At 70.3% G+C, this 23,735-nt stretch carries 28 protein-coding genes, 1 tRNA gene and 1 pseudogene; 6 read left to right on the top strand and 24 right to left on the bottom strand.

What is annotated here, in order from left to right:
- Window positions 1–74 precede the first annotated feature (74 nt).
- Complete coding sequence (locus tag EFL95_RS07145; RefSeq protein WP_123233335.1) at window positions 75–509, top strand: SRPBCC family protein; 435 nt, start codon at window positions 75–77, stop codon at window positions 507–509.
- 135 nt (window positions 510–644) lie between these two features.
- Here EFL95_RS07145 and nemA read toward each other — a convergent pair whose 3' ends face one another.
- Both nemA and EFL95_RS07135 read right to left on the bottom strand, forming a co-directional pair.
- Complete coding sequence (gene nemA / locus EFL95_RS07140) at window positions 645–1,736, bottom strand: N-ethylmaleimide reductase (RefSeq protein ID WP_123234842.1); 1,092 nt, start codon at window positions 1,734–1,736, stop codon at window positions 645–647.
- Between the two features lie 39 nt (window positions 1,737–1,775).
- Window positions 1,776–2,099 carry a putative quinol monooxygenase gene (locus EFL95_RS07135; protein ID WP_123233334.1) on the bottom strand — a complete coding sequence of 108 codons (324 nt, stop codon included), beginning with the start codon at window positions 2,097–2,099 and terminating at the stop codon, window positions 1,776–1,778.
- Between the two features lie 19 nt (window positions 2,100–2,118).
- Between EFL95_RS07135 and EFL95_RS07130 the strand changes: the two genes are divergently transcribed.
- Complete coding sequence (locus EFL95_RS07130; protein ID WP_183407074.1) at window positions 2,119–2,607, top strand: DUF2781 domain-containing protein; 489 nt, start codon at window positions 2,119–2,121, stop codon at window positions 2,605–2,607.
- A 1-nt stretch (window position 2,608) separates the two neighbouring features.
- Here EFL95_RS07130 and EFL95_RS19450 read toward each other — a convergent pair whose 3' ends face one another.
- From EFL95_RS19450 to EFL95_RS07115, 4 genes are all read right to left on the bottom strand, one after another.
- A complete protein-coding gene (locus EFL95_RS19450; RefSeq protein ID WP_183407073.1) occupies window positions 2,609–2,761 on the bottom strand; it encodes a hypothetical protein in 153 nt (50 codons plus the stop codon).
- 95 nt (window positions 2,762–2,856) lie between these two features.
- The gene (locus EFL95_RS07125; protein WP_123233332.1) at window positions 2,857–3,651 is read right to left on the bottom strand and encodes a thioesterase family protein; all 795 of its coding nucleotides are present in this window, start codon (window positions 3,649–3,651) and stop codon (window positions 2,857–2,859) included.
- Window positions 3,652–3,722: 71 nt separating this feature from the next.
- Window positions 3,723–4,031, bottom strand: a complete 309-nt coding sequence (locus EFL95_RS07120) for a DUF1272 domain-containing protein (RefSeq protein ID WP_123233331.1) — start codon at window positions 4,029–4,031, stop codon at window positions 3,723–3,725.
- A 44-nt stretch (window positions 4,032–4,075) separates the two neighbouring features.
- On the bottom strand, window positions 4,076–4,327 hold the full coding sequence (locus EFL95_RS07115; protein ID WP_123233330.1) for an SCO4226 family nickel-binding protein: 252 nt from the start codon (window positions 4,325–4,327) through the stop codon (window positions 4,076–4,078).
- Window positions 4,328–4,422: 95 nt separating this feature from the next.
- Here EFL95_RS07115 and EFL95_RS07110 point away from each other — a divergent pair, with 95 nt between their 5' ends.
- A complete protein-coding gene (locus EFL95_RS07110) occupies window positions 4,423–5,421 on the top strand; it encodes a GlxA family transcriptional regulator (RefSeq protein ID WP_123233329.1) in 999 nt (332 codons plus the stop codon).
- Here the strand turns inward: EFL95_RS07110 and EFL95_RS07105 are convergent.
- The 17 genes from EFL95_RS07105 to rplU all read right to left on the bottom strand — a co-directional run bounded on the left by EFL95_RS07105 (window position 5,418) and on the right by rplU (window position 17,317).
- The gene (locus EFL95_RS07105) at window positions 5,418–5,663 is read right to left on the bottom strand and encodes a hypothetical protein (RefSeq protein WP_123233328.1); all 246 of its coding nucleotides are present in this window, start codon (window positions 5,661–5,663) and stop codon (window positions 5,418–5,420) included. The genes EFL95_RS07110 and EFL95_RS07105 overlap by 4 nt on opposite strands.
- A 53-nt stretch (window positions 5,664–5,716) precedes the next feature.
- Entirely contained in the window at window positions 5,717–6,136 is a 420-nt protein-coding gene (locus EFL95_RS07100; protein WP_123233327.1) for a hypothetical protein, read from the bottom strand.
- A 55-nt stretch (window positions 6,137–6,191) separates the two neighbouring features.
- Window positions 6,192–6,264, bottom strand: a tRNA-Ala gene (locus EFL95_RS07095).
- A gap of 30 nt (window positions 6,265–6,294) precedes the next feature.
- The gene (locus EFL95_RS07090) at window positions 6,295–6,954 is read right to left on the bottom strand and encodes a histidine phosphatase family protein (RefSeq protein WP_183407072.1); all 660 of its coding nucleotides are present in this window, start codon (window positions 6,952–6,954) and stop codon (window positions 6,295–6,297) included.
- A complete protein-coding gene (rsfS, locus tag EFL95_RS07085) occupies window positions 6,951–7,331 on the bottom strand; it encodes a ribosome silencing factor (protein ID WP_123233325.1) in 381 nt (126 codons plus the stop codon). The genes EFL95_RS07090 and rsfS overlap by 4 nt, the downstream gene beginning before the upstream one ends.
- Window positions 7,328–7,957 carry a nicotinate-nucleotide adenylyltransferase gene (gene nadD, locus EFL95_RS07080; RefSeq protein ID WP_281272222.1) on the bottom strand — a complete coding sequence of 210 codons (630 nt, stop codon included), beginning with the start codon at window positions 7,955–7,957 and terminating at the stop codon, window positions 7,328–7,330. The genes rsfS and nadD overlap by 4 nt, the downstream gene beginning before the upstream one ends.
- A complete protein-coding gene (locus tag EFL95_RS19445) occupies window positions 7,954–8,112 on the bottom strand; it encodes a hypothetical protein (protein WP_183407202.1) in 159 nt (52 codons plus the stop codon). Before EFL95_RS19445 ends, nadD begins: the two co-directional genes overlap by 4 nt.
- A 25-nt stretch (window positions 8,113–8,137) precedes the next feature.
- A complete protein-coding gene (locus EFL95_RS07075) occupies window positions 8,138–9,340 on the bottom strand; it encodes a glycosyltransferase family 61 protein (RefSeq protein ID WP_123233323.1) in 1,203 nt (400 codons plus the stop codon).
- A 16-nt stretch (window positions 9,341–9,356) separates the two neighbouring features.
- On the bottom strand, window positions 9,357–11,051 hold the full coding sequence (locus tag EFL95_RS07070; protein WP_123233322.1) for an FkbM family methyltransferase: 1,695 nt from the start codon (window positions 11,049–11,051) through the stop codon (window positions 9,357–9,359).
- 81 nt (window positions 11,052–11,132) lie between these two features.
- Window positions 11,133–11,612: a YqaA family protein gene (locus EFL95_RS07065; RefSeq protein WP_123233321.1), complete on the bottom strand. Its 480-nt coding sequence runs from the start codon at window positions 11,610–11,612 to the stop codon at window positions 11,133–11,135.
- Window positions 11,609–12,286 carry a CDP-alcohol phosphatidyltransferase family protein gene (locus tag EFL95_RS07060; RefSeq protein ID WP_123233320.1) on the bottom strand — a complete coding sequence of 226 codons (678 nt, stop codon included), beginning with the start codon at window positions 12,284–12,286 and terminating at the stop codon, window positions 11,609–11,611. The genes EFL95_RS07065 and EFL95_RS07060 overlap by 4 nt, the downstream gene beginning before the upstream one ends.
- Entirely contained in the window at window positions 12,283–13,530 is a 1,248-nt protein-coding gene (locus EFL95_RS07055; RefSeq protein WP_123233319.1) for a glutamate-5-semialdehyde dehydrogenase, read from the bottom strand. The genes EFL95_RS07060 and EFL95_RS07055 overlap by 4 nt, the downstream gene beginning before the upstream one ends.
- Window positions 13,531–13,551: 21 nt before the next feature.
- Complete coding sequence (locus EFL95_RS07050; RefSeq protein WP_123233318.1) at window positions 13,552–13,896, bottom strand: hypothetical protein; 345 nt, start codon at window positions 13,894–13,896, stop codon at window positions 13,552–13,554.
- Window positions 13,897–13,999: 103 nt separating this feature from the next.
- Window positions 14,000–15,118 (bottom strand): glutamate 5-kinase, encoded by a 1,119-nt coding sequence (gene proB / locus EFL95_RS07045; RefSeq protein WP_123233317.1) that lies wholly within the window; start codon window positions 15,116–15,118, stop codon window positions 14,000–14,002.
- Entirely contained in the window at window positions 15,115–16,608 is a 1,494-nt protein-coding gene (obgE, locus tag EFL95_RS07040) for a GTPase ObgE (RefSeq protein WP_123233316.1), read from the bottom strand. The genes proB and obgE overlap by 4 nt, the downstream gene beginning before the upstream one ends.
- 105 nt (window positions 16,609–16,713) lie before the next feature.
- A complete protein-coding gene (gene rpmA, locus EFL95_RS07035; RefSeq protein ID WP_123233315.1) occupies window positions 16,714–16,968 on the bottom strand; it encodes a 50S ribosomal protein L27 in 255 nt (84 codons plus the stop codon).
- 46 nt (window positions 16,969–17,014) lie between these two features.
- Window positions 17,015–17,317 carry a 50S ribosomal protein L21 gene (rplU, locus tag EFL95_RS07030; protein WP_123233314.1) on the bottom strand — a complete coding sequence of 101 codons (303 nt, stop codon included), beginning with the start codon at window positions 17,315–17,317 and terminating at the stop codon, window positions 17,015–17,017.
- Window positions 17,318–17,539: 222 nt separating this feature from the next.
- Between rplU and EFL95_RS07025 the strand changes: the two genes are divergently transcribed.
- From EFL95_RS07025 to EFL95_RS07015, 3 genes are read left to right on the top strand one after another with little or no spacing between them, the layout of a single operon-like run.
- The gene (locus EFL95_RS07025) at window positions 17,540–18,817 is read left to right on the top strand and encodes a class I SAM-dependent methyltransferase (RefSeq protein ID WP_123233313.1); all 1,278 of its coding nucleotides are present in this window, start codon (window positions 17,540–17,542) and stop codon (window positions 18,815–18,817) included.
- Between the two features lie 43 nt (window positions 18,818–18,860).
- Window positions 18,861–20,621, top strand: coding sequence for an MFS transporter (locus tag EFL95_RS07020; RefSeq protein ID WP_246004841.1), 1,761 nt, complete (start codon window positions 18,861–18,863; stop codon window positions 20,619–20,621).
- Entirely contained in the window at window positions 20,618–21,061 is a 444-nt protein-coding gene (locus tag EFL95_RS07015) for a MarR family winged helix-turn-helix transcriptional regulator (RefSeq protein ID WP_123233312.1), read from the top strand. Before EFL95_RS07020 ends, EFL95_RS07015 begins: the two co-directional genes overlap by 4 nt.
- 62 nt (window positions 21,062–21,123) lie before the next feature.
- Here the strand turns inward: EFL95_RS07015 and EFL95_RS07010 are convergent.
- Window positions 21,124–23,619 (bottom strand): annotated as a pseudogene (locus EFL95_RS07010) (Rne/Rng family ribonuclease); the annotation flags it as partial.
- Between the last annotated feature and the right edge of the window lie 116 nt (window positions 23,620–23,735).

Genomic DNA, 23,735 nt, shown 5'->3' with positions numbered 1-23,735 from the left:
CACGAGACTAGAACACGTTCTAGGACGCTGTCTGTAGGTCGCCCCCAGCGTGGGGCGCGCGGCACACTGGGCGGATGGGCGTCGAGGTACAGGTCGAGACCGTGATCGAACGACCGCGTCACGACGTGGCGGCGTACGCCGGCGACCCGTCCAATGCCCCCGAGTGGTACGTGAACATCCGGTCAGTCGCGATGCTGACCGAGCCGCCAGTACGCGTGGGCTCCCGGATGGACTTCGTGGCGCACTTCCTCGGACGACGGATCGCCTACACCTACGAGGTGGCCGAACTGGTGGCCGACGAGCGCCTGGTCATGAGGACCGCGGACGGCCCGTTCCCGATGGAGACCACGTACGCCTGGAGCGACGAGGGCTCCGGAACACGCATGACGCTCACCAACCGCGGCGAACCCTCAGGTTTCGCGCGGATCACCGCACCGATGATGGAGGTCGCCATGCGGCGGGCAACCTCGAAGGACCTGGCTCGTCTCAAGGCCATCCTCGAGCGTTGACCGGCCTCGCGTCGGAGTCAGACTGAACGACGGCCCGATCCGTCGTTGCCCGGGCGCCGGTCGGGGTGGGGTTCCGGAAGTGCCATACCCCGAACCTAGGGCCGCCCACCGACAGTTTCTGCCGTCGTACGGCGCTCAGGCAGGCTCGAGCGCCGGGTAGTCCGTGTAACCGGTCGCGCCACCACCGTAGAACGTGCTCAGGTCCGGCTCGTTGAGCTCGGCACCGGTGCGCAGGCGCTCGGGCAGGTCCGGGTTCGCGAGGAAGGCGCGGCCGAAGGCGGCGGCGTCGATCAGACCCGCCTCGAGGAGTCGCTCGGCCTTCTCGGGCGTGTAGTTGCCGGCGCCGATGATCACGCCGGAGAACGCGGCCCGGAGCTGGCGGCGGAAGTCGTCGTCCAGCACCGGTCCCCCGGCCCAGTCGGGCTCGGAGAGGTGCAGGAAGCCCACGCCGCGCTCCTCCAGCACGGCAGCGAGCGCGAGGATCTCCTCGATCTCGTTCGCCTCCAGGCCGTTGAAGGAGCCGAGCGGCGAGAGCCGGATCCCGACCCGGGACGGCTCCCAGCCCTCGATCACCGCGTCGATCACCTCGACGGCGAAGCGCAGCCTGTTCTCCAGAGACCCGCCGTACTGGTCGGTGCGGTGGTTGCTCTCCGCGCTGAGGAACTGGTGCACCAGGTAGCCGTGCGCGCCGTGGATCTCGGCCAGGTCGAAGCCGGCTTCGCGGGCGTTCGCGCTCGCCCGCCGGAAGTCCTCGACCGTCTCAGCGATCTCCTCGACGCTGAGCGCGCGCGGTGTCGGGCAGTTCGCGCGCAGAGGCTTGCCGTCCTCACCCTTGATGGTGGCGCGGTTGCGGTACTCCAGCGCCGAGGCCGAGACCGGCAGCTCGCCGTCGTGGAAGGACTCGTGGGAGACCCGGCCGACGTGCCAGAGCTGCGCTGCCATCAGACCGCCCTCGGCGTGCACGGCGTCGGTGATCCGACGCCAGCCGGCGACCTGCTCGTCGCTGTAGATGCCCGGGGTGTCCATGTACCCCTTGCCGATCGGCGAGATCTGGGTGCCCTCAGAGACGATCAGCCCCGCACCCGCGCGCTGGCGGTAGTACTCCAGCATCAGGTCGTTGGGGACGTCGTTCGGCGGCGTCGCCCGCATCCGGGTCAGCGGCGCCATCACGACGCGGTTGGGCAGGGTCAGGTCGCCGAGGGTCAGCGGCTCGAAGAGTGAGGTCACGTCGTGGTCCAACAGCGCGTGCACCGGGATGCTTCCCGGTCACTCGGTGACGGACATCTCCCCCATCGGCTCGAACCCGTTGCCGTCGATCTGCCGGCTGATGATCTGTGGTGTCCGGACCAGCGCCTGCGGCATGGTCGCGATCGCCTTCTGGAAGTGCTCGCTGTTCACGTGCGGGCCGGCACCCTCGTCGGTGAACCCCTCGACCAGCACCCACTCGTTCTCGTCGTCCACGCTGCGCGACCAGTCGAAGAACAGGTTTCCGGGCTCCGCCCGGGTGGCCTCGGTGAACGGGGTGATCAGGTCCACCCACTTCTCGGTCCACTCCGGCTTGGTCTGGAACTTGACCACGATGAAGAACATGTGCGGCACGCTACTGCCCATGACCCTCACCCGGCACCGCCTGGACTACCTGTTCCTGCCGTTCTTCGTCATCGGCATCCTGAACAGCCTGATCCTCAGCCTTCCCGAGTCGCTCGGCGTCCCGGTCACCGCGGACAGCCCGTGGCCGCCCCTGCGATCGCTGCACTCCTGGGCCGTCGAGCAGGAGCCGCAGCACCTGCACATCCCGCCGACGCTGCAGGCCTCGATCCTGTACGACGGCTTCGTCCAGTCGGTGCTGCTGATCGTCCTCACGATCGGGTTCTGGAAGCTCAAGTCGTGGCCGTGGCTGATGACGCTGGGGCTCGTCTACGCCGTCAGCGCGGTGGTCAACATGTACTTCTACTTCATGCAGACGTTCCTCGGGCCGGACGTCCCGCCGCACCTGGGCACCTACCTGCCGATGAACCTGCCGTGGTTGGTGATCCCGATGCTGCTGATCTGGCGCTGCTGGCCGCGCCCCGCGTCGGCCCGACCGGTCGCCGCCTAGCTCAGGCGGGAACCAGGACCCCGCCGGGCATCGCGGCCGGGACGCAGTCGCAGGTGTCGCTGCACGCGAGGAAGGTGTGCATCGCGTGCCCGCACCGACCGCAGGGAAGGTCGTGCGAGAGGTGCACCTCGTTGGTCTGCACGGTGTCCCACATGACTGCCTCCTGACGTCGATTCGTGGTCTCACTGGTACGACGAACCAGGGCAGCGTTTTCGGACAACTTTTCGCGATCTTTTTTCGTCTCGTGGCTCACACCTCGAGCACGAGCCGCAGCTGGCGCGCCGTAGCCACGTGCACTCCCTCGCGGGTCCAGGCGTCGACGTCCTCGGTGACCCAGGCGTCCCCGGCGATGCGGGTCGTCCGGGCGTGCAGCAGCAGCCAGGACGATGCGACCGGCGGGATCCGTCCGAGGTGCACCGACAGCTCGAGCGACGGGACGGCGGCGCGCTCGGTCAGGGTGGCGGTGAGCGACGGCACCAGCACGTCGACCATGAACACGGTCCGGAGCGCGTCGAGCGGCTGGTCGTCGCCGATGATGCGCACCCAGGCGAGCAGCTCGGCCGTCTCGTGGCCGCCGAAGGGCCGGGTGCTGCCGGCGTTGCGGATCTCGACCTGGTCGAGCACGGCGGCGAAGGCGGGTGGGAGCCGCAGCTCCGGGAGTCCCTCCGGATGGCTCGCGCACGGCACGGCCGGGGCCCGCAGGTCTCCCAGGTCGCTTCCCCGGGGCCGGAGCAACCCGGCGGCGGTGACCACCGGTCCGTCGGCGTCCTGCGCGACCGCGGTGCTCCACACCGCGGTCCGACCGCGCTTGACCACGGCCGAGTCCAGGCGGGCTCCCCGGAGCATCGTCCGCACGAAGCGACCCTCCAGGCTGACCAGCTCGTGGCCGGGAGAGTCGGCGAGCATGCGGCGGGCCAGCAGAGCCAGGGTCAGCCCACCGTGCACGCCGTCGAAGCCGCGCAGGTGCGCGCACGCTCCGAGGCGCTCGAGCGGTGGACCGTCGAGCAGGGTCGTGACGCCGGGTTCGGCGAGACGCAGGGACATCGGGAACTCCTCGGGGAAGGGAAAGCGGCCGGGCCGCGTGGGTCGGCCCGGCCGCGTGCGCTGAACGGGCGTCAGCGCCGGTGCGGTGCGATCGAGGCGATCGGCACCGCGAACTCCTCGACCTCGGCCCAGGTGTAGGCCAGGTGCACCCGGGTGGTGGACGGCGGCCGCTTGGCCACCGACAACCCCGGACGCCACTCGTTCACCGGCCGGATCGGACGGGGCACGAAGCCGCCACCGCAGTTCGGGCACACGTTGTGCAGGCGCGAGACGCAGTCCACGCACCAGGTGCACTCGTAGCTGCAGATCATCGCCTCGAGTGATTCCGGCGGGAGGTCGGTGTCGCAGCCCTCACAGTTCGGGCGCAGTTCGAGTGCCATGGTCACCTCCCCGCCAAGGGTGGGGCCGCAGGTCGAGAGCCATGTCAGGCCACTTCGACCGGGACCTCGTAGGTCTCCTTGGCCGGGTGGCCGGCGCGCTCGTGCACCCGCTGGACCGCCTCGAGGGACGGGCCGGTGGCCATGCAGAACGCCTTGCCGCTGACCGGGTCCAGCCAGGCGCGCTCGAAGTGCACGCCCTCGCTGGCCTCGATGTCCAGGTCGGCCTGGTGGGCCGCCTCGAACTGCTCCTGGGTGACTCCGACGAAGCCCTCGTGGACGTCGATGAAGGTAGGCATCGTTTTTCTCCTTGTGTTGGTGGGAGGTACCACCGTCGCGTGCGGCGGCGCGAAATCCCAGCGACGGATTCGTCATCTTCCGCCAGAATCACGTCATGGAGATCAGCACCCGCAAACGCCCCCACCGCGTGGCCTGCCTCGTCTTCGACGGCGTCAACACCTTCGAGCTCGGCACCGTCGGCGAGGTGTTCGCCACACTGCACCCCGACCTCGTCGTCCCGTGGTGGTATGACCTCACGATCTGCACCGAGGACCCGGGCCCGGTCCGCACCGCGGCCGGCTTCGACATCGACGTACCGGCCGGCCTGGAGGCGATCCGGACGGCCGACACGGTGATCGTGCCCTCCAGCGTCTACGAGATCGAGCGTGCGGCCCGGCCGGCCGTCGTCGCGGAGCTCCAGCGCGCCCGGGACCGAGGCGCCCGGATCGCCTCGATCTGCGCGGGGGCCTTCATCCTCGCTGCCGCCGGACTGCTGGACGGCCTGGAGGCGACCACGCACTGGCGGTTCGCCGACGACCTCGCCGAGCGCTACCCGGCCGTGACCGTCCGTCCCCGGGTCCTGTACGTCGACCACGGCCGGATCCTGACCTCGGCCGGGGTCGCCGCAGGGGTCGATCTGTGCCTGCACCTGGTCCGGCGCGACCACGGCCCGGAGATCGCCAGCCGGCTGGCCAACTGGATGGTCGTCGCCGCGCACCGTGAGGGCGGTCAGTCGCAGTTCTTCGAGCAGCCGGTCTCCTCGGCACCGCTGGACGACCCGATCGCCACCTCGGTCAACCACGCCCGGGACAACCTCGCGGGAGACCTGAGCGTCGAGTCGCTGGCCCGGGTTGCGCTGCTCTCCACCCGGCAGTTCGAGCGTCGCTTCAACGAGGCGATGGAGATCAGCCCGGGCCGGTGGGTGGTCCGTGAACGCATCCGCGCCAGTCGCGAGCTTCTCGCAGGCTCGGACGTCCCGGTCGAGCTGATCGCCGAACGCGTCGGCATGTCACCCGCTGGATTCCGGGCGAACTTCAAGGCCGAGGTCGGCATCTCGCCGGCGGCGTACCGCAGGCAGCACCAGGAGGACGAACAGGTCGACCTGGCGGGCTAGGAGGCCTGGCCGGTCCGGTGCTGCGCCTGGTCCTCGGCGAGCCCGCGGACGAGGGTGTCGATGAGGTCGGGGATGTCCTCGCGACCGAGCTGGAACGTGGAGACGCAGGTTCCCGCCCGCCAGATCGACAGGACGGCCATGCCGCCGGCCTCGGTGTGCCACGACAGCCGCATCGCCCGCCCGTCGTCCCGGGCGTCCAGGAACACGTCCCCGTGAGCAGGGAGCGCGTGGATGTCAGCCATCTCTCGAGTATGCGCCGCGGAGCTGGAACACACCAGCGGCTGGTGGCTGCCTGTCACTCCCGCGCCAAGCGCTGGCGCTGACGCCGGGAGATCCGTACCCAGCGCACAGCCAAGGCGGGATCTGGGTCCTGCCCTGCTCCCGCAACGTGCGCGATGTCCAGGCCGATGTCGCGGCAGAAGTCGAAGACCGGCTCATCCAGCAAACGCTGCCGAAGATCCCGAACGTGGATGTCGGCATCCCAGAGATGATCGTAGGAGAACACGCTCACGACCACGCCGCTGTCGCGACGAACGACCTTGACGTCGCAGAATCGCTTGGGATCCCAGTCGTCGAAGAACAGCGCGATCGTCGCGAAGGTGAACAGCATTTCCCGAACGACGCCCACCAGGGTCCGCAAGGGGCCGAAATGCTGGTACTCGGCGCGAATCGAGAACCACCGCCCCGCGACCGAAGGCCCGATCTCAACCTCCACGCAAGGCAGGCTAGGCCACGAAAACAAGAAAGCCGCCCGAAGGCGGCTCATCTTGTGGAGCTGAGGGGACTCGAACCCCTGACCCTCTGCATGCCATGCAGATGCGCTACCAGCTGCGCCACAGCCCCATCGCCCAGGTTCAGGCAACTCGGAGAATGTTAGCCAACCGGGGCCTCGGATGCGAAATCGGGTCCGTGCACCGCGGGGTGCGCGGTCTCGTTGTAGGAGGCCAGCCGGATGCCCCGCCCGTCGCCCTCGTCCTCCAGGACCACCCAGCCGCAGTTGTCCAGGCCGCGCAGGCTGTTGCCGACCTCCTCGGGCCAGCCCAGGAAGGCCACCAGGCAGATCTTCAGGCAGGCCCCGTGCGAGATGACCACGGTCGTCTGGTCCGGCCCGGTCGCGTCCCAGATCTCGTGCAGCGCCGGCACCATCCGGTCGATGACCATCTCCGGCGTCTCGGCCCCCGGCACCCCGCCGGTGATGTGGCCGGCCCGCCAGGACTCGTAGGCCTCCGGGTAGCGCTCGGCGAACTCAGGGATCGTCAGGCCGGCGCGCTCCCCCACGTCGAACTCGCGCAGGCGGGCGTCGTAGCGGGCCTCGAGGCCGGTGGCGGTCGCCACGTGCTCGGCGGTCTGCCGGGCCCGGGCCAGGTCGCTGCTCCACAGCGCGTCCGGGGCCATCGCGCCGATCACCGGAGCCATCGCCCGAGCCTGCGCGACCCCGGTCTCGTCGAGACCGACGTCGGTGTGCCCCTGGGCACGGCCCTCGAGGTTCCAGGCAGTCCGACCGTGCCGGACCAGGACCAGGCGACGGGTCACTGCGGGTTCTGCGGGCCCACCGCGTCCCGCACGTCGATCGAGGGGCAGTCGCGCCAGAGTCGCTCGAGGGCGTAGAAGGCACGCTCCTCGGAGTGCTGGACGTGCACCACGATGTCGGCGTAGTCCAGCAGGGCCCAACGCCCGTCCCGGACACCCTCGCGGCGTACCGGCTTGGCGTCGAGCTCGCGGAGCTTGTCCTCGATCTCGTCGACGATCGCCTTGACCTGGCGGTCGTTGGAGCCGGAGGCGACCAGGAACGCGTCGGTGATGACCAGCTGCTCGGAGACGTCGAAGGCGACGATGTCGGTGGCGAGCTTGTCAGCGGCCGCGGCCGCGGCGGCCTGGATCAGCTCGATGGCTCGGGGTGTGGCGCTCATGTGTCACTTCCGTAGAGATGGTGCTTGGCGATGTACTGCACGACCCCGTCCGGCACCAGGTACCAGACGGGGCGACCGGCGGCAGTGCGCTCGCGGCAGTCGGTGGAGGAGATGGCGAGTGCCGGGATCTCCAGGATGGTGACCCGGTCGGCCGGGATGCCCTCGAGCGAGGAGGCGTCCATCTCGTAGCCCGGTCGGGTGCAGCCGACGAAGTGCGCCAGCGAGAACAGGTCCCCGGCGTCGCGCCAGGTGAAGATCTCGGTCAGCGCGTCGGCGCCGGTGATGAAGTAGAGCTCCGCGCCCGGGTAGGCGGCGGACAGGTCGCGCAGCGTGTCGATCGTGTACGTCGGACCGGACCGGTCGATGTCGACCCGGGACACCGAGAAGAGCGGGTTGGACGCGGTCGCGATCACCGTCATCAGGTAGCGGTGCTCGGCGGACGTGACCTCGCGCTCGGCCTTCTGCCAGGGCTGACCGGTGGGCACGAAGACCACCTCGTCGAGCCCGAAGTGCGCCTGGGCCTCGCTGGCCGCGACCAGGTGACCGTGGTGCACGGGGTCGAAGGTGCCGCCCATCACGCCGACCCGGCGTGGGGTCCCGGCGGACGGTGCGGCGGGAGTGCTCAGGAGTGCTCGCGTCCCCGGCCGAAGGACAGCAGCGCCATGATCAGCACGATCAGGAGCAGGAGGATGCCGCCGCCGATGTAGTACGGCGCCAGGAACGTGCCGGAGTCTTCGCCGACGGAACCGCCGCCGTGGAGGTGCGCGAGCAGGAAAGTCATGGGCCGTACCTTACCGGGACCGGGCTCACTGACCGCGAGCGGCCAGCAGTGCGGACACCATTGTCTCGAGCTGCTTGAGGTCCACGGTGATGTCGGCCACGACGAACTCCCCGCGGGTGATCCCGGCGGCCGGTCCGGTGCCGGAGAGGTACTGGTACTCCAGCCCCTCCACGCCGCAGGTCATCTTCCAGTAGTCGGCCACCATCGACTGGCTCGGGAACAGCTCGAGCAGCGCGGAACCGGGGCTGCAGAACGACAGGTTGGCCAGGGATGCGCCGTGCGGGGCCACGATCACGTCGGCCTCGGCGAAGGTGCGCACCTGCTCGGCGACCGAGAGCGCGCCCGGGTCCACGACCTCGAAACCGAGCGGCTCGAGCAGGGCGAGGACCTCGGTCTCGTTGAGCACCGCGCGGTTGTGCAGGCCGGCCCGGCGGGCCAGGTACAGGTTGCGGCCCGGAACCCGCTCGGTCCCCGCCGGCACCAGGCGCTGGCGCAGCAGCTGGGAGACCCACGGTGGGTTCCGCTCGATCATCGAGGGCACGCCCGGGACTACCAGCGTCTGCGCCCGCACGTGGCGGACCTCGTCGCTGTTGATGATCTGGTCCGCGCCGATCCCCCCCAGCTCGAGCAGCTCGCGCTGGAACCGGGTCGTCTGCGGCACGTACCAGCGGTCGGGAGCCGGTACGCCGGACTGCTCGAGCACCGCGATCCGCGGGAGCACGTCGTGCAGGAAGTGGTAGTAGTTCGCGTCACCGCGGCTGGCCAGCACGCCGAGGCGCCCGGCGACGTCGACCGGGGGCGGCGGGAACGGGTGCAGGAACATCGGGTGCTGGCGCGGCTTGGTGGTGCCGAAGTACCAGCACTGCTCCCACAGCCAGCGGTTCTTGGCCGTGATCACCACGGAGTGCGGCTGCAGCACCCGGCCGCCGGCGAGCTCGAGGACCCCGACCCGCGGGACCGTCTCGGTCAGCGCCTCCTCGAAGCACCAGTACCGCTCCGGGACGCCGACGGGTCGGACCCGGTGCAGCGTCTCCTCCGGACGGGCGAGCGTGAAGCTGCCCCCGTCCTTGGCTGCGTCCTCCATCGTCTCGGCGACGCCGTCGGGCAGCCAGCCGCCACGCATCCTGCTCATCCGCACGGTGGCGGGCGAGACGGCACGGGTGCCGACGGTGTAGGCGCGCTTCAGCGGGCCGAAGTAGGGGCGGAGGTTCTCCGACAGCCGGACCACGGTCGTGGAGGTCGGGTCAGCTCTTGAAGCCCACGGGACCGCGGGCGAGCCAGGCCAGGCCCAGGTCGGCGCGCTCCGGGCGGTGCCCGACCAGGTGCAGGCCGACGCCCGCGAACCAGGCGCGCAGCTCCGACCAGGACTCACCGGGGATGTCGTGGTACTCGAGCACGACCCGCTCGACGTTCGCCCAGCTCTCGGGCGCGGACTGGTAGGCGAGCTGGTACTCGCCGCCCTCGCAGTCGAGCTTGACGATGGTGACCGGACCAGGAGCCTGGGCGATCGCGTCGTCGAAGCTGAGCGTCGGGACCTTCACGCTCGAGCCCGCGGCGTGCGGGTCGTCGACCGGGTGGGCGTCGACCAGGCCGTTGTGCACGCTCGCGCCGCCGTGGTCGGAGAACATCGCGAACCCGGTCTCGCCCGACAGCGCCGCCTCGACGACGTTGATCCGCTGGCCGAGGCCGTTCTGCTCGATGTTGCGCTTGAGGTAGGTCACCGTGTCGGCCGACGGCTCGAAGCAGGTGATGTCCACGGTCGGGAGCACCTCGGCCAGGTGGCAGGCGAAGGTGCCGACGTGGGCGCCGACATCGAAGGCGTTGACCTGCTTGCCCTGGTAGGCCTCCAGGAACCAGTCGAGCTCGTAGCCGTGCTCGGCGTACTGCTCGTACGCAGGCAGCCGGGCGCCCGGGACGTTCGGCGAGGTGATCTTCTGACCGCTACGGGTCTCGAAGGTGAGCTCGCGCGGGCCACGGCCGGCCTTCTCGCGGACCAGCCCGGAGAGCAGGGTCGGCCAGTTGGTGAAGGCCTTCGGGGTCTGGCTGACGCGCTTGACCTCGTAGGCCAGCTTGCTGGCCCGGCTGCGCGGTCCGCGGCCCTCGTGGTCGCGCAGCGGCGTCCGGGAGAGCCAGGCGGTGCCGGCGATCGGCGCGCGCAGGTCGCGCAGGACGTGCAGTCCGACCGAGGCGAACCAGGCGCGCAGCTCCTCCCACGACTCGTCGGGCATGGTGTGGTACTCGAGGACGAGGCGCTGGACGTTGGCCCAGCTCTCGGGCGAGGACTTGTAGACCAGGTCGTACTCGCCGCCCTCGCAGTCCATCTTGATGAACTCGACCGGACCGCGCGCTCCGGCGACGACCTCGTCGAAGGCCATCGTCTCGACGCGTACGCCGGTGCCGGTGGCCTCGCCGTCGAACGCCATGTGGTTGTGGCCCGAGCCCGCACCCTGCAGGTCGAAGATCGCGAACCCGGTCTCGCCGGCCAGCGCCTTCTGGTGGGTGTGGATGCGCTCGGTGTTGCCGTTGACCTCGACGTTGCTGCGCAGGAACTGGTAGGTGTCCGGCGACGGCTCGAAGCAGTCGACGGTCGCACCGGGGTGGATGCTCGCCAGGTGCGTGGAGAACGTGCCGACGTGGGCGCCGATGTCCAGAACGTGGATCGGGCGGTCGATCAGGTCGCCCAGGAACCAGCGCAGGTCGTAGCAGTCCTCGGCGAAGACCTCGTAGACCGGGACCCGCGCGCCGGGCGCGTTCGGGATCGAGATCGTCTGACCGCTACGGGTGTGGAAGGTGAGCACCTCCGGACCCTCGGCGACCTTCTCGCGAGCCATCCCGGCCAGCAGTCCCGGCCAGTTGGTGAAGGCGCTCGGCGTCTGGACCAGGCGCGCCAGGTTGTACTTCAGCACCCACGAGCGGGAGTTGTCCGATTCGACGATCACGCGGCGTACCCTACCCGCCGCCGAGCCGCACTACCGACGAGTCCGGAACTTCGGTACATCGCCGTACAAATCCCGGGCGGATCAGTGCGTGCCGAACAGGTGCGGAGCCAGCTGGCGCACCCATTCCGCGCCCTCCAGCACCAGCCAGAAGCGGGCGATCCGGCCCACGAGGCAGGTCGTCAGGAACAGCACGAACGGCATCTCCAACGACCCGGCGAGGACCGCGACGACCGCCAGAGGCGGGAACCCGGAGATCGCGGAGGCGAACACGATCGTCCCGGCCAGGAACGGGCGCCCGACGATCCGGTCGTGCCAGCGCTGGTAGGACTCCCGCCACTTCTCGGCCTCCATCTTGCGGGCCAGCCACGGGATCTTCATCGAGTGGACGCCGGCGTAGTACCAGACCACCTTGCCGAGCGTCTGGCCCGAGCCAGCAGCGACCGCGAGCGCGAAGGCCTGGCTGTGGGCGCTCGGCAGCGCCCCGAGGTAGATCTCCAGGTTGAGCAGCGGCAGCAGCGCCGAACCGATCGCGAAGAAGAAGGTCCCGAGGATCAGGCTCACGCGGTGGTCGCCCCCGGCCCGGTCCCCTCGGGGATGGGGAGGCCGATCCTGGCCAGCCGGACCAGCATCACGATCTTGAACACCAGCAGACCCCCGGCGATGACCCCGGCGATCCACGCCGTCTGGGTCACCAGCATCAGCACCGCGAACAGCGCCGAGTTCACCGCCTTCGCCGGGTGCGACCAGTTCAACCGGTAGATCGTCGGGTCGATCACGTAGAAGTAGTTGGGGCTGCGCACCTTCCAGGCCAGGAAGGCGATCGAGAGGAAGCAGTCGATCACCATGAACTCGGCGAGGTAGAGCAGCACCGGGACGGTGAACTCGGGATGCAGCCAGGCCAGGCCGAAGTAGAAGGCCGCGGCACACATCCGGTCGCTCATGATGTCGAGCACCGCGCCGATGCGGGTCTCGTGGTGCATCCGCCGGGCGACCTGGCCGTCGAGCATGTCGCCGACCCAGTAGACGCCGAGCGCGACGGTCATCAGCTTGAGCGCCGGGCTCCAGAACTCGTTGTTGTCCGGTAGGCCCTTGTGCAGCGCGAAGCCGATGATCACCACCGTGGCGATGGTGCGCACGAACGTGATGATGGTGGCCGGCGTCAGGAAACGCTCGGACTCAGGGGTCGCCCAGACGTCGAGCGTCAACGGGTCGACTCCCGCTTCGAGCTTGGTCATCGACGCACGTGGCCATCGCCGGTGACGACGTACTTCGTCGACGTCATCTCCGGCAGTCCGAGCGGACCGCGGGCGTGCAGCTTCTGCGTCGAGATGCCGATCTCCGCCCCGAACCCGAACTCGCCCCCGTCGGTGAACCGGGTGGAGGCGTTCACCATGACCGCTGCTGAGTCGACCTCGGCGGTAAACCGGCGGGCCGCGGCCACCGAGCCGGTGACGATCGCCTCGGTGTGCCCCGAGGAGTGCGCCCGGATGTGCTCGATCGCAGCACCGATGTCCGGGACGACGGCCGCGGAGATATCCAGGGACAGGTACTCGGTGTCCCAGTCGTCCTCGGTCGCCGGGAGCACACCCTGGTGCCCGGCGAAGACGGCGTCGCCGTGGATCGTGACCCCGGCCTCCTGGAGCGCTGCGACGACCTTCGGCACGAACACCTCGGCGACGTCCGCGTGGACCAGCAGCGACTCGGCGGAGTTGCAGACCGAGGTGCGGTGGGTCTTGGAGTTCAGGACGATCTCGAGGGCCATCTCCAGGTCGGCCGCCGCGTCGACGTACACGTGGCAGTTGCCGACACCGGTCTCGATCACGGGGACCGTGGACTCCTCGACCACGGTGCGGATCAGCCCTGCTCCCCCGCGCGGGATCAGCAGGTCGACCAGGCCACGGGCGCGGAGCAGCTGCTTGACGGCGTCGTGGCCCTCGCCCGGGGCGAGCTGGATGACGTCGGCGGGCAGGCCGCTCGCCTCGACGGCGCCGCGCAGGACCTCGACGATCGCGGTGTTCGAGCGCAGCGCGCTGGAGGAGCCGCGCAGCAGCACGGCGTTACCGCTCTTCAGGCAGATACCGGCCGCGTCCGCGGTCACGTTCGGCCGGGCCTCGTAGACCACGCCGACGACCCCGAAGGGGACGCTCACCTGGCGCAGCTCCAGCCCGTTCGCGAGGGTCGAGCCGCGCACGACGGTGCCGACCGGGTCGGGAAGGCCGGCGACCTCACGCAGCCCCTGGGCCATGCCCTCGATCCGGGACTCGTCGAGGCGCAGCCGGTCGATCATGTGGGCCGGGGTGCCGCCGGCCTCTGCAGCGGTCACGTCCTCGGCGTTCGCGGCCAGGATCGCGGCCCGGTGCTCGACGAGCGCGACGGCCATCGCCTCCAGGGCGGCGTCCTTGCTCGTCCGGGTGGCGAGCGCGAGCACGTTCGCGGCAGCCCGGGCGCGGGTCGCCACGGCGGTGATCAGGTCGGACATGACCCCAACAGTATCGGCTGGTCAGAGCTGGAAGGTGAGCGAGGTCGCGGCGGCGCGCACACCACTTCGGGCCTCGCGGACGCTCTTCTCGACGACCTCGAGGCCGACGATCTCCCAGCTGGGCAGGCCCGCGGACTCGCGGTGCTCGGGCCACAGCCGCAGGGCCAGCGAGGCGACGTCCAGCATCGCCGGGCCCTCGTCCCAGTAGTCCAGGCAGGCGCTGCCGCCGGTGTACTCGACGGAGTCGATGAACGGCCGCTCATCACGGAGCCGGGACAGGGCGGCGCGCAGCAGCATCGGCTCGACCGGCTCTCCTGCCACCGTGAGCGTCACGTGCCACAGCCGTCCGTTCGGTTCCGTCGACACCACACGCTCCTCACCTGTATCCGAAGTTGGACACAGTGTGGAGGACCGGAAGCGCGCCGCGAGGCGGAATTCCCGAACATCTGCCCGGGAACTGGACCAGTGACTAACGGGCCGCGAGGAGGGTCAGGTCGTCGCGGTGCACGACCTCGCGCTCGTAGGAGGAGCCCAGTTCCGCCGCCAGCTCCCGGGTGGAGCGCCCCATCAGGGCCGGGAGCTCGGTCGCGTCGTAGTTGACCAGGCCGCGGGCGATGACGGTCCCGTCGGGTGCGACCAGGTCCACGGGGTCCCCGTCGACGAAGGTTCCGGTGACCCCGGTGATGCCCGCCGGCAGCAGCGACGCGCGGCGCTCGACGAGCGCGCGAACGGCCCCGGCGTCCAGCACGATGGTGCCCTTGCCCGCGGTGGCGTGCTCCAGCCAGAGCAGCCGGGTGGGCTTGCGTCGCCCGGTGGCGTGGAACAGCGTCCCCACCTGATCGCCGGCCAGCGCGGCGGCAGCGTGTGCGGCGTCGGTGAGCACGACGGTGACGCCGGCCGCGGTCGCGATCCTGGCGGCCTCGAGCTTGGTCTGCATCCCGCCGGTCCCGACGCCGGCGGTGCCGGCCTTGCCGACCGTCACCTCGAGCAGGTCGGCATCGCTGCGGACCTCCTCGATCAGGGTGGCGCCCTCGCTCGGCGGTCCGTCGTACAGGCCGTCGACGTCGGAGAGCAGCACCAGCAGGTCGGCGTGCACGAGGTGGGCGACGAGCGCGGCCAGGCGGTCGTTGTCGCCGAACCGGATCTCGCTGGTGGCGACGGTGTCGTTCTCGTTGACGATCGGCACCACCCCGAGCTCCAGGAGCGTGACGAAGGTGCGCTGGGCGTTGCGGTAGTGCCCGCGCCGGGTGACGTCGTCGAGGGTGAGCAGCACCTGTCCGGTGACCAGGCCGTGCCGGGCGAACTCGTCGGTGTAGCGGTGCACCAGGATCCCCTGGCCGACCGACGCGGCCGCCTGCTGCTTGGCGAGGTCGCGCGGACGCTTCTTCAGCGCCAACGGCGCCAGCCCGGCGGCGATCGCACCCGAGGAGACCAGCACGATCTCGGCGCCACGACCGTGCGCCTGCGCGAGGGTGTCGACCAGGGTGCGGACCCGTTCGGGGTCGATCCCGCCGGCTGCGGTGGTCAGCGAGGACGACCCGACCTTCACCACGACGCGGCGGGCGTCGGCGACCTCGCGGCGGGTCATTCGTCGTCCTCGAGCAGGGCGGGGTCGAAGTCTCCGGCGTCGTAGCGGCGCGCCACGTCGGCGCGGGTCTCGGACTCCTCGCGGTAGGGCATGAGCGCGTCGATGGCGCGACGACGCTCCGCGGCAGGACGGTCCTCACGCAGGCGCTGGTCCTCGCCGCGTCGGCCGAGCATCTCCGAGGCGCCGGCATCCAGGCCCGGTTTGAAGTCGAACACGACGGCGTTGTCCGGGTGGCCGATGAGGACGGGGTCGCCCTCCTTCGCCCCCAGCTGGAGCAGGCGGGTCTCCACGCCGAGCCGGTTGAGGCGGTCAGCCAGGAAGCCGACGGCCTCCTCGTTGCTGAAGTCGGTCTGCCGGATCCAGCGCTCGGGCTTGGTGCCGCGCACCCGCCAACCCTCGCCGGTCTCGGTGATCGTGAACTCGTCGTCGCCGCCGGTCGAGCGCGGCCGCAGGACGATCCGCTCGGTCACCTCGACGACCCGCTCGCGGCGCGCGTCGGTGACGATCTCCGCCATCGCGAAGGTGAGCTCCTTGAGCCCCGCGTGCGAGAGCGCACTGATGGTGAACACCGGCCATCCGCGCTCGGCGACGTCGGCGCGCACGATCTCGGCCATGTCCGCACCGTCAGGCAGGTCGGCCTTGTTCAGCGCGACCAGGCGCGGCCGGTCCTCCAGGCCGCCGTACTTGGCGAGCTCGTTCTCCATCACCTCGAGGTCCTCGACCGGGTTGCGGCCGGGCTCCAGGGTGGCCAGGTCGATCACGTGCAGCAGCGCGGCGCAGCGCTCGATGTGGCGCAGGAAGTCGTGGCCCAGACCGCGGCCCTCGCTGGCGCCCTCGATCAGACCCGGTACGTCGGCCACGGTGAACGTGGTGTCACCGGCCTTCACCACGCCCAGGTTCGGGACCAGGGTGGTGAACGGGTAGTCAGCGATCTTCGGCCGGGCCCGGCTGATCGCGGCGATCAGGCTGGACTTGCCCGCACTCGGGAAACCGACGAGCCCGATGTCGGCGACGACCTTGAGCTCCAGGCCGATCGTGCGTTCCTCGCCGGGCTCACCGAGGAGCGCGAAGCCGGGCGCCTTGCGCTTCGCGGAGGCGAGTGCGGCGTTGCCGAGACCGCCCCGCCCACCCTCGGCGATCACCATCTCGGTGCCGGCGCCGACCAGGTCGGCCAGCACCGCTCCGTCCTCGGTGACGACGGTCCCGTCGGGAACGGGCAGGACCAGGTCCTCGCCGTGGGCGCCGTTGCGGTGAGCACCCGCGCCGTGGCCACCGTGGGTGGCCTTGCGCTTGGCGTTGTGGTGGTAGTCGATCAGCGTGGTGACATCCGGGTCGACCCGCAGGATCACCGAGCCGCCGGGACCGCCGTTACCGCCGTCCGGGCCGCCGAGCGGCTTGAACTTCTCGCGGTGCACCGAGGCGACGCCGTTACCGCCGCGGCCGGCGCTGACGAGCAGCGTGACGCGGTCGACGAAGGTGGGGACTGCCATCGGTACTCCTTTCTGAGAACGGTGGTTGAGCCTGCGAGCCTGCGAAACCACGAAGGGCGCCCCTGTTCAGGGACGCCCTTCGGAAAGCCTACTGAAGTCGTCCGGTCACTCCGACGGGACGATGTTGACGACGCGGCGACCACGACGGGTGCCGAACTCGACGTTGCCCGCGGCCAGCGCGAACAGCGTGTCGTCACCGCCACGGCCCACGTTGGCGCCGGGGTGGAAGTGGGTGCCGCGCTGGCGCACGATGATCTCGCCGGCGTTGACCAGCTGACCGCCGAAGCGCTTCACGCCGAGACGCTGGGCGTTGGAGTCGCGGCCGTTCTTGGTGGACGCCGCGCCCTTCTTGTGTGCCATTTCGTGTCCTTGGAAGTTTGTTGGAGATCCAGTGCTGACGAGACCGTCAGAGCTTGATGTCGGTGACCTTGACCTGGGTGTACTTCTGGCGGTGACCCTGGCGCTTCTTGTAGCCGGTCTTGTTCTTGTACTTCTGGATGACGATCTTCGGGCCCTTGGTCGCGCCGAGGACCTCGACCGTCACGGCGGCCTTGTCCAGGCCGGCGGAGGTGACCTTCTCGCCGTCGACGACCATGACCACCGGCAGCTTCAGGGAAGCGCCGACGGCCTCGTCGGTCTTGTCGATCTCGATGACATCGCCAACAGCAACCTTCTGCTGCTTGCTGCCACTGCGCACGATCGCGTACACGGCGGACTCACTCTCCTCGTAGGTTCACATCTGTAGTCCGTCGGCACACGGAAGCCCCTCGGGGGGAGGGGCTGGAGGTGCCGTCCGGAGCGGCGTACGCGAGCGCACACCGAGGGAAAACTCTACGCGAAAGCGCCGACGAGGGCAAAACGGTGAGGAGTCGCGACCACGGCCGCCCCTCCTGGGTTAGGTTGCTGCCCGACGAGACCGGGAGGGTCCTGAATGACCGAGGCGACGAACGTTCACCAGCAGGCCTACGTGCGCGAGGCGTGGGAGCTCATCGAGCTGATGGAGCGGATCGGCCCGACGCAGACGGCTTCGGCCTTCGCGCCGCGCTGGGAGGCGGCCCGCCGCAAGGGCGAGGACTTCTACGCCCCGGTCGCCTCCGGCGAGTGGTTCGTCACCGAGAGCCGGGACCTGTACGAGTCACCCACGAACCGGACCCGGTTCGCCCGCACGGTCGACTTCATCCGCCCCGGCGAGCGGATCATGGAGATCGGGACCGGCAAGGGCTTCCTGGCGCTGATGGCCCTCAAGGCCGGCCAGGCCGCGGCGTACCGGGGCATCGAGCTGGTGCCGACCAACGTCACCGCCACCAACGCGGCCCTGAAGGCCAACGGCTACGCCGACCGGGCGACGGCCGAGGTCGGCGACCTCTACGACCTGACCCGGGACACGGTCGCCGAGCACGACACGGATCTGCTGATCTGCTGCGAGGTGCTCGAGCACGTCCCCGACCCCGAGGCCGCGCTCAAGGTCCTGGCCGACTCCCTGCCCGAGGGCACCGACCTGCTGGTCTCGGTCCCGCTGCGCGGACGCCTCGAAGGCATCTGGGGCCACGTCGCCCAGTTCGGCGTCGCCCGGGTCCGGGCGATGGCCCGCGCTGCCGGGCTCACCGTCCACCACGTCGAGCCGCTCGCGAACACCTGGGTCTTCATGCTGGCGTCGCGCGCCCCGAGCAGCGAGCGGGCTGCCCTCGCCGCCGCCGCGGAGCCGGACGTCACCGCGGACCTGACGACCCCGGAGGACTGGTCGCTGCGGGTGGACAACGTGAAGCCCGAGGCGAGCGAGTCGACCTGGAACAAGAACCTGGCCTCGTACGCGGTCCAGGCGACGGAGAAGGGCGTTCGCCTGACTGCCGAGGCACAGAAGAAGCGGAAGAAGGGTGAGACCGCCTACGCCGGCATCACCTTCGCGTGCCAGGACATCCGCGGCATCCGGCTCGAGCTCGCCCTGGGCGACATCGACCTGGTCGAGGCGTTCTACGTCGACGCCTACGCCGGCTCCGAGCGGCTCGGCCGCTGGAAGTGGGTGCCCGCGGACGGGCGTCCCAAGCAGGCCAAGCCGACCTTCATGCTCCAGCCACAGCTGCGCGGGACGTTCTTCAAGCGGCAGTCGGCCCAGGACCTGCGCACCGCGGACCGGGTCGACCTCTTCGCCCAGCTGCCCGCGGGCGGCACCGTCGACGTCACCGTCACCCGGCTGGGCTGGTTCCGCTGACCCTGGTTGGATTTAGTTAACCAAAGTCAAGTAATCTGGCGCGGTGAGCACCGCCCCGGCCAATTCCGCGCCCCGCCCGTCCCGCTTCGACGCCTCGCACCCGCACTACCGCTGGGTGGCGCTGTCGAACACCACCATCGGCATGCTGATGGCCACGATCAACTCCTCGATCGTGATCATCTCGCTGCCGGCGATCTTCCGCGGGATCCACCTGAACCCGCTCGAGGCGGGCAACGTCAGCTACCTGCTGTGGATCATCATGGGCTTCCTGGTCGTGTCCGCGGTGCTCGTAGTCACGCTGGGCCGCCTCGGTGACATCTACGGCCGGGTCAAGATGTACAACCTCGGCTTCGCGGTGTTCACGGCCTTCTCGGTGCTGCTCTCGGTCGACCCGTTCCACGGGGGCGCCGGAGCCTGGTGGCTGATCCTGATGCGGGTCGGCCAGGGCGTCGGGGGCGCGATGCTCTTCGCCAACTCGACCGCGATCCTCACCGACGCCTTCCCCAGCCACCAGCGCGGAATGGCGCTCGGCATCAACCAGGTCTCGGCCATCGCCGGCTCGTTCCTCGGACTGGTCATCGGCGGGCTCCTGTCCGAGTGGCACTGGCGCGCGGTGTTCTGGGTGAGCGTGCCGATCGGCATCCTCGGCACGGTCTGGGGCTATCGCTCGCTGGTCGAGCTCGGGGAACGCCGCCCGGCCAAGCTCGACATCCCCGGCAACGTGACCTTCGGCCTCGGCCTCACCTCGCTGCTGGTCGCCATCACCTACGGCATCCAGCCGTACCGCGACCACGCCACCGGCTGGACCAACCCGTGGGTCCTCGGTGGGATCATCCTCGGCGTCGTGCTGCTGTCCGCGTTCGTCGTGATCGAGCAGCGGGTCGAGCACCCGATGGTCTCGATCGGCCTGTTCAAGATCCGCGCCTTCGCCCTGGCGAACATCGCCGGGCTGATGGCCGCCATCGGCCGAGGTGGCCTCCAGTTCATGCTGATCATCTGGCTCCAGGGCATCTGGTTGCCGCTGCACGGGTACAGCTACGAGTCCACTCCGCTGTGGGCCGGCATCTACCTGCTGCCGCTGACCATCGGGTTCCTGGTGGCCGGACCGGTCTCCGGCTGGCTCTCGGACCGGTACGGCGCCCGCTGGTTCTCGACCGGCGGCTCGCTGCTGGTCGCGCTCTCGTTCGTGCTGCTGCTGGTGATCCCGGTGAACTTCGCGTACTGGGCCTTCGCCGCGATCCTGCTGCTCAGCGGCGTCGGGTCCGGACTGTTCAGCGCCCCGAACACCACCGCGGTGATGAACTCGGTCCCCGCCCACGAGCGCGGCGCGGCGTCCGGAATCCGGGGCACCGTTTTCAACTCCGGCTCGTCGCTGTCGATCGGGGTGTTCTTCTCGTTGATGATCGTCGGGCTCGCCAACGTCCTCCCCCGCACGCTGACCGACGGCCTGACCGGCCAGGGTGTCAGCCACAAGGTCGCCGCCGAGATCGGCAACCTGCCGCCCGTCGGTTCGCTGTTCGCGTCGTTCCTCGGCTACAACCCGATCGAGTCGCTGGTCGGGCCGACCGGTGAGCTCGACCGGCTACCACAGTCCAACGCCGACAAGCTGACCGGCAAGGAGTTCTTCCCGCACCTGATGTCCGGCCCGTTCCACCACGGCCTGGTCATCGTCTTCGGCGCGGCCGCGCTGATGATGGTCGTCGCCGCAGCCGCCTCCTGGTGGGCCGGCGGCAAGTACGTCCATGACGAGCCGGAGCCCGAGCTGTCCGAGGCCGGGGCCGGAGAGGCACTGGGCCGCGAGTGAGCGCCCAGCCCGAGTCCCCGCAGGACTCCACGACCACCCGCCTGTACCTGGCTCTGGGCCGGCTGAACCGGGCGCTGCGGCGCGACGCCAAGGACGCCACCATCGGCCACGGGGGCCTGAGTGCGCTGGCCACCTTGATCGAGCAGGGTCCGCAGCGGGCCGGCACCCTGGCCGAGACCGAGGGCATCACCGCGCCGGCGATGACGCGGATCGTGAACTCCCTCGTCGAGCTCGGCTACGTGGAGCGCACCCCGGACCCGGCGGACGGCCGCGCCCAGCTGGTCGCGCCGACGACCAGCGGCACCGCGCTGGTGCTGGACAAGCGCGCCGTCCGGCTGCGGGCGCTCCAGGAACGCCTCGACCGGCTCAGCGAGGACGAGCGCGCGGCCGTCACGACCGCGCTGGCAGCCCTCGAGAACCTGACCAGCGAGATGAGCTGATTCTGATCACGATGGTCGTCAGGACGCTTGTCCGACGGCCATATCGCTCAAAATCGTGACGCTCAGCGCTTGCGGGCGCCGCGCTTCTTGACCGGGACGTGGAACATCGGAGCCGCCGTCTCCTCGTCGGTCTCGGCGGCCTCGACCTCGTCCTCCGCGACCTCGACGGCCTCGGCGGCCTCGGGTCCGTCCACGGCTCCGATCTCGGGCTCCTCAGCAACGGTCTCGGCAGCCGGCTCCTCCGTCGGCGCCTCTACAGGCTCGGCGACGTCCGACTCCGGGGCCTGCTCAGCGGTGGGCGTCACGGCCGGACCTGCAGGCCGACCGGCGGCGCGACGGCGACGGGTGGTGGTCACCACGACCGGGGCGGCGGGCTCGGCCGGCGCCTCGGCAGCAGCTTCCTGATCCGCTGAAGCCTGGTCGCCTTTCGGCTCGGTCTCGGTTGCGGCGACGTCGGCGTTCTGCTCGGCAGGAGCCTCGCTCGGCTCACCGTGCCCGGCCAGCTCGAGCTCCGGGGTCGGCTCGACGTCGACGATCAGCTCGCTCTCCGGGTGCGGCTTGGTGCCGGCCAGCGCCATCGGCGACGGCTTCGGCGTCTCGACCACGGCGGTCTCGCCCTCGGCGGCACCGCGGCTGCGGCCACGGCCGCCACGGCTGCGCCGGCTGCGGGGCTCGTCGCTGCCGCCCATGCCGCCGCCCTGGCCGACGCTGCGGTTGCTCGGCTCGATCGGGTGGTCGTGCACGATCACGCCGCGACCCTTGCAGTGCTCGCAGTCCTCGCTGAACGCCTCGAGCAGCCCCGAGCCGATCCGCTTGCGGGTCATCTGCACCAGGCCGAGCGAGGTGACCTCGGCGACCTGGTGGCGGGTGCGGTCACGGCCCAGGCACTCGACCAGGCGACGCAGCACCAGGTCGCGGTTGGACTCGAGCACCATGTCGATGAAGTCGATGACGATGATGCCGCCGATGTCGCGCAGCCGCAGCTGGCGGACGACCTCCTCGGCCGCCTCCAGGTTGTTCTTGGTGACCGTCTCCTCGAGGTTGCCGCCGGAGCCGGTGAACTTGCCGGTGTTGACGTCGACCACGGTCATCGCCTCGGTGCGGTCGATGACCAGCGAGCCGCCGGAGGGCAGCCAGACCTTGCGGTCCAGGCCCTTGGAGATCTGCTCGTCGATCCGGAACGACGCGAAGACGTCCTTCGCCTCTTCAGTCGCTTGCCCTGAGCTTGTCGAAGGGTGGTGCTCGAGCCGCTCGGCCAGGTCCGGCGCCACGTCCTTGACGTAGCCATCGACCAGCTTCCAGGCGTCGTCACCCTGGACGACGAGCTTGCCGAAGTCCTCGGTGAACAGGTCGCGGACCACCTTGAGGGTCAGGTCCGGCTCGCCGTACAGGAGCTCCGGGGACTTGCCCGCGGCGACCTTCTTCTCGATCTCGGCCCAGCGAGCGGTCAGCCGCTCGACGTCCTGGGTCAGCTCCTCCTCGCTGGCGCCCTCGGCCGCAGTGCGCACGATGACGCCGGCGGTGTCGGGGACGATCTCCTTGAGCAGGGTCTTGAGGCGGTTGCGCTCGGTGTCCGGGAGCTTGCGCGAGATGCCGGAGGTGTTGCCGTCCGGGACGTAGACCAGGAACCGACCCGGCAGGCTGATCTGGCCGGTGAGGCGGGCGCCCTTGTGCCCGACCGGGTCCTTGGTGACCTGCACCAGGATCGTCTGGCCGGACTTGAGCACCGACTCGACCTTGCGCGGCTGGCCCTCGACGTGGCCGAGCGCGGACCAGTTCACCTCGCCGGCGTACAGGACGGCGTTGCGGCCCTTGCCGATGTCGATGAACGCGGCCTCCATCGACGGGAGCACGTTCTGCACCCGACCGAGGTAGATGTTGCCGATCAGCGAGGTCTGCGACTCCCGCGCCACGTAGTGCTCGACGAGGACCTTGTCCTCGAGCACGGCGATCTGGGTGAGGTCGGCCTTCTGCCGGATGACCATCTTGCGGTCGACGGCCTCGCGGCGGGCCAGGAACTCGGCCTCGCTGACGATCGGAGCGCGGCGTCGCCCGGCCTCGCGGCCCTCGCGGCGGCGCTGCTTCTTGGCCTCCAGGCGGGTCGAACCACCGATGCTGGTGATCTCGTCCTCGAGGTTGCGCGGCTGGCGGACCCGGGTACGGCGACGACGGGAACCGGCCTCGCCCTCCTCGGAGTCGTCATCGCCCTCGGCGCCCTCTGCTGCCTCGGAGCTGTCGGCTCCGTCCTCGCCCCCGGCTCCGCGACGACGGCGACGACCGCCCCGGCGACGACGGCGACGGGCACCACCCTCGCCACCCTCGGCGTCGTCCTCGGCGCCCTCGGGCCCAGCGGCGTCGGCCTCGGCCGGCTCGTCGGCGGCAGCGGTCTTCTTGGCAGTCTTCTTGGCCGCGGTCTTCTTGGCCGCGGTCTTCTTCGCGGCGGCCTTCTTGGCCGGAGCGCCATCGCCCTCGGTCGCGGCCTCCGCGCCCTCGGCGCCGGCGTCAGCGGACTCGGCGGTCTGCTTCGCGGCCCGCTTGCGGGCCGGAGCTGCGGTTTTCTCAGGCGCCTGGAACAGCACCATCGGCGCCCCGGTCGCCGCGCCGGACTCGCCCGCGGGCGCCTCGGGGGCGGCGTCGGTCGCCTTCTTGGCCGTCTTCTTGGCCGGGGTCTTCT

The sequence above is a fragment of the Nocardioides marmorisolisilvae genome, assembly GCF_003725775.1.
In the GTDB taxonomy this organism is placed as follows: Bacteria; Actinomycetota; Actinomycetes; order Propionibacteriales; family Nocardioidaceae; genus Marmoricola; species Marmoricola marmorisolisilvae.
Note: the sequence above shows the minus strand (reverse complement) of the source record. Positions and strands in the feature narration are given on the sequence as shown.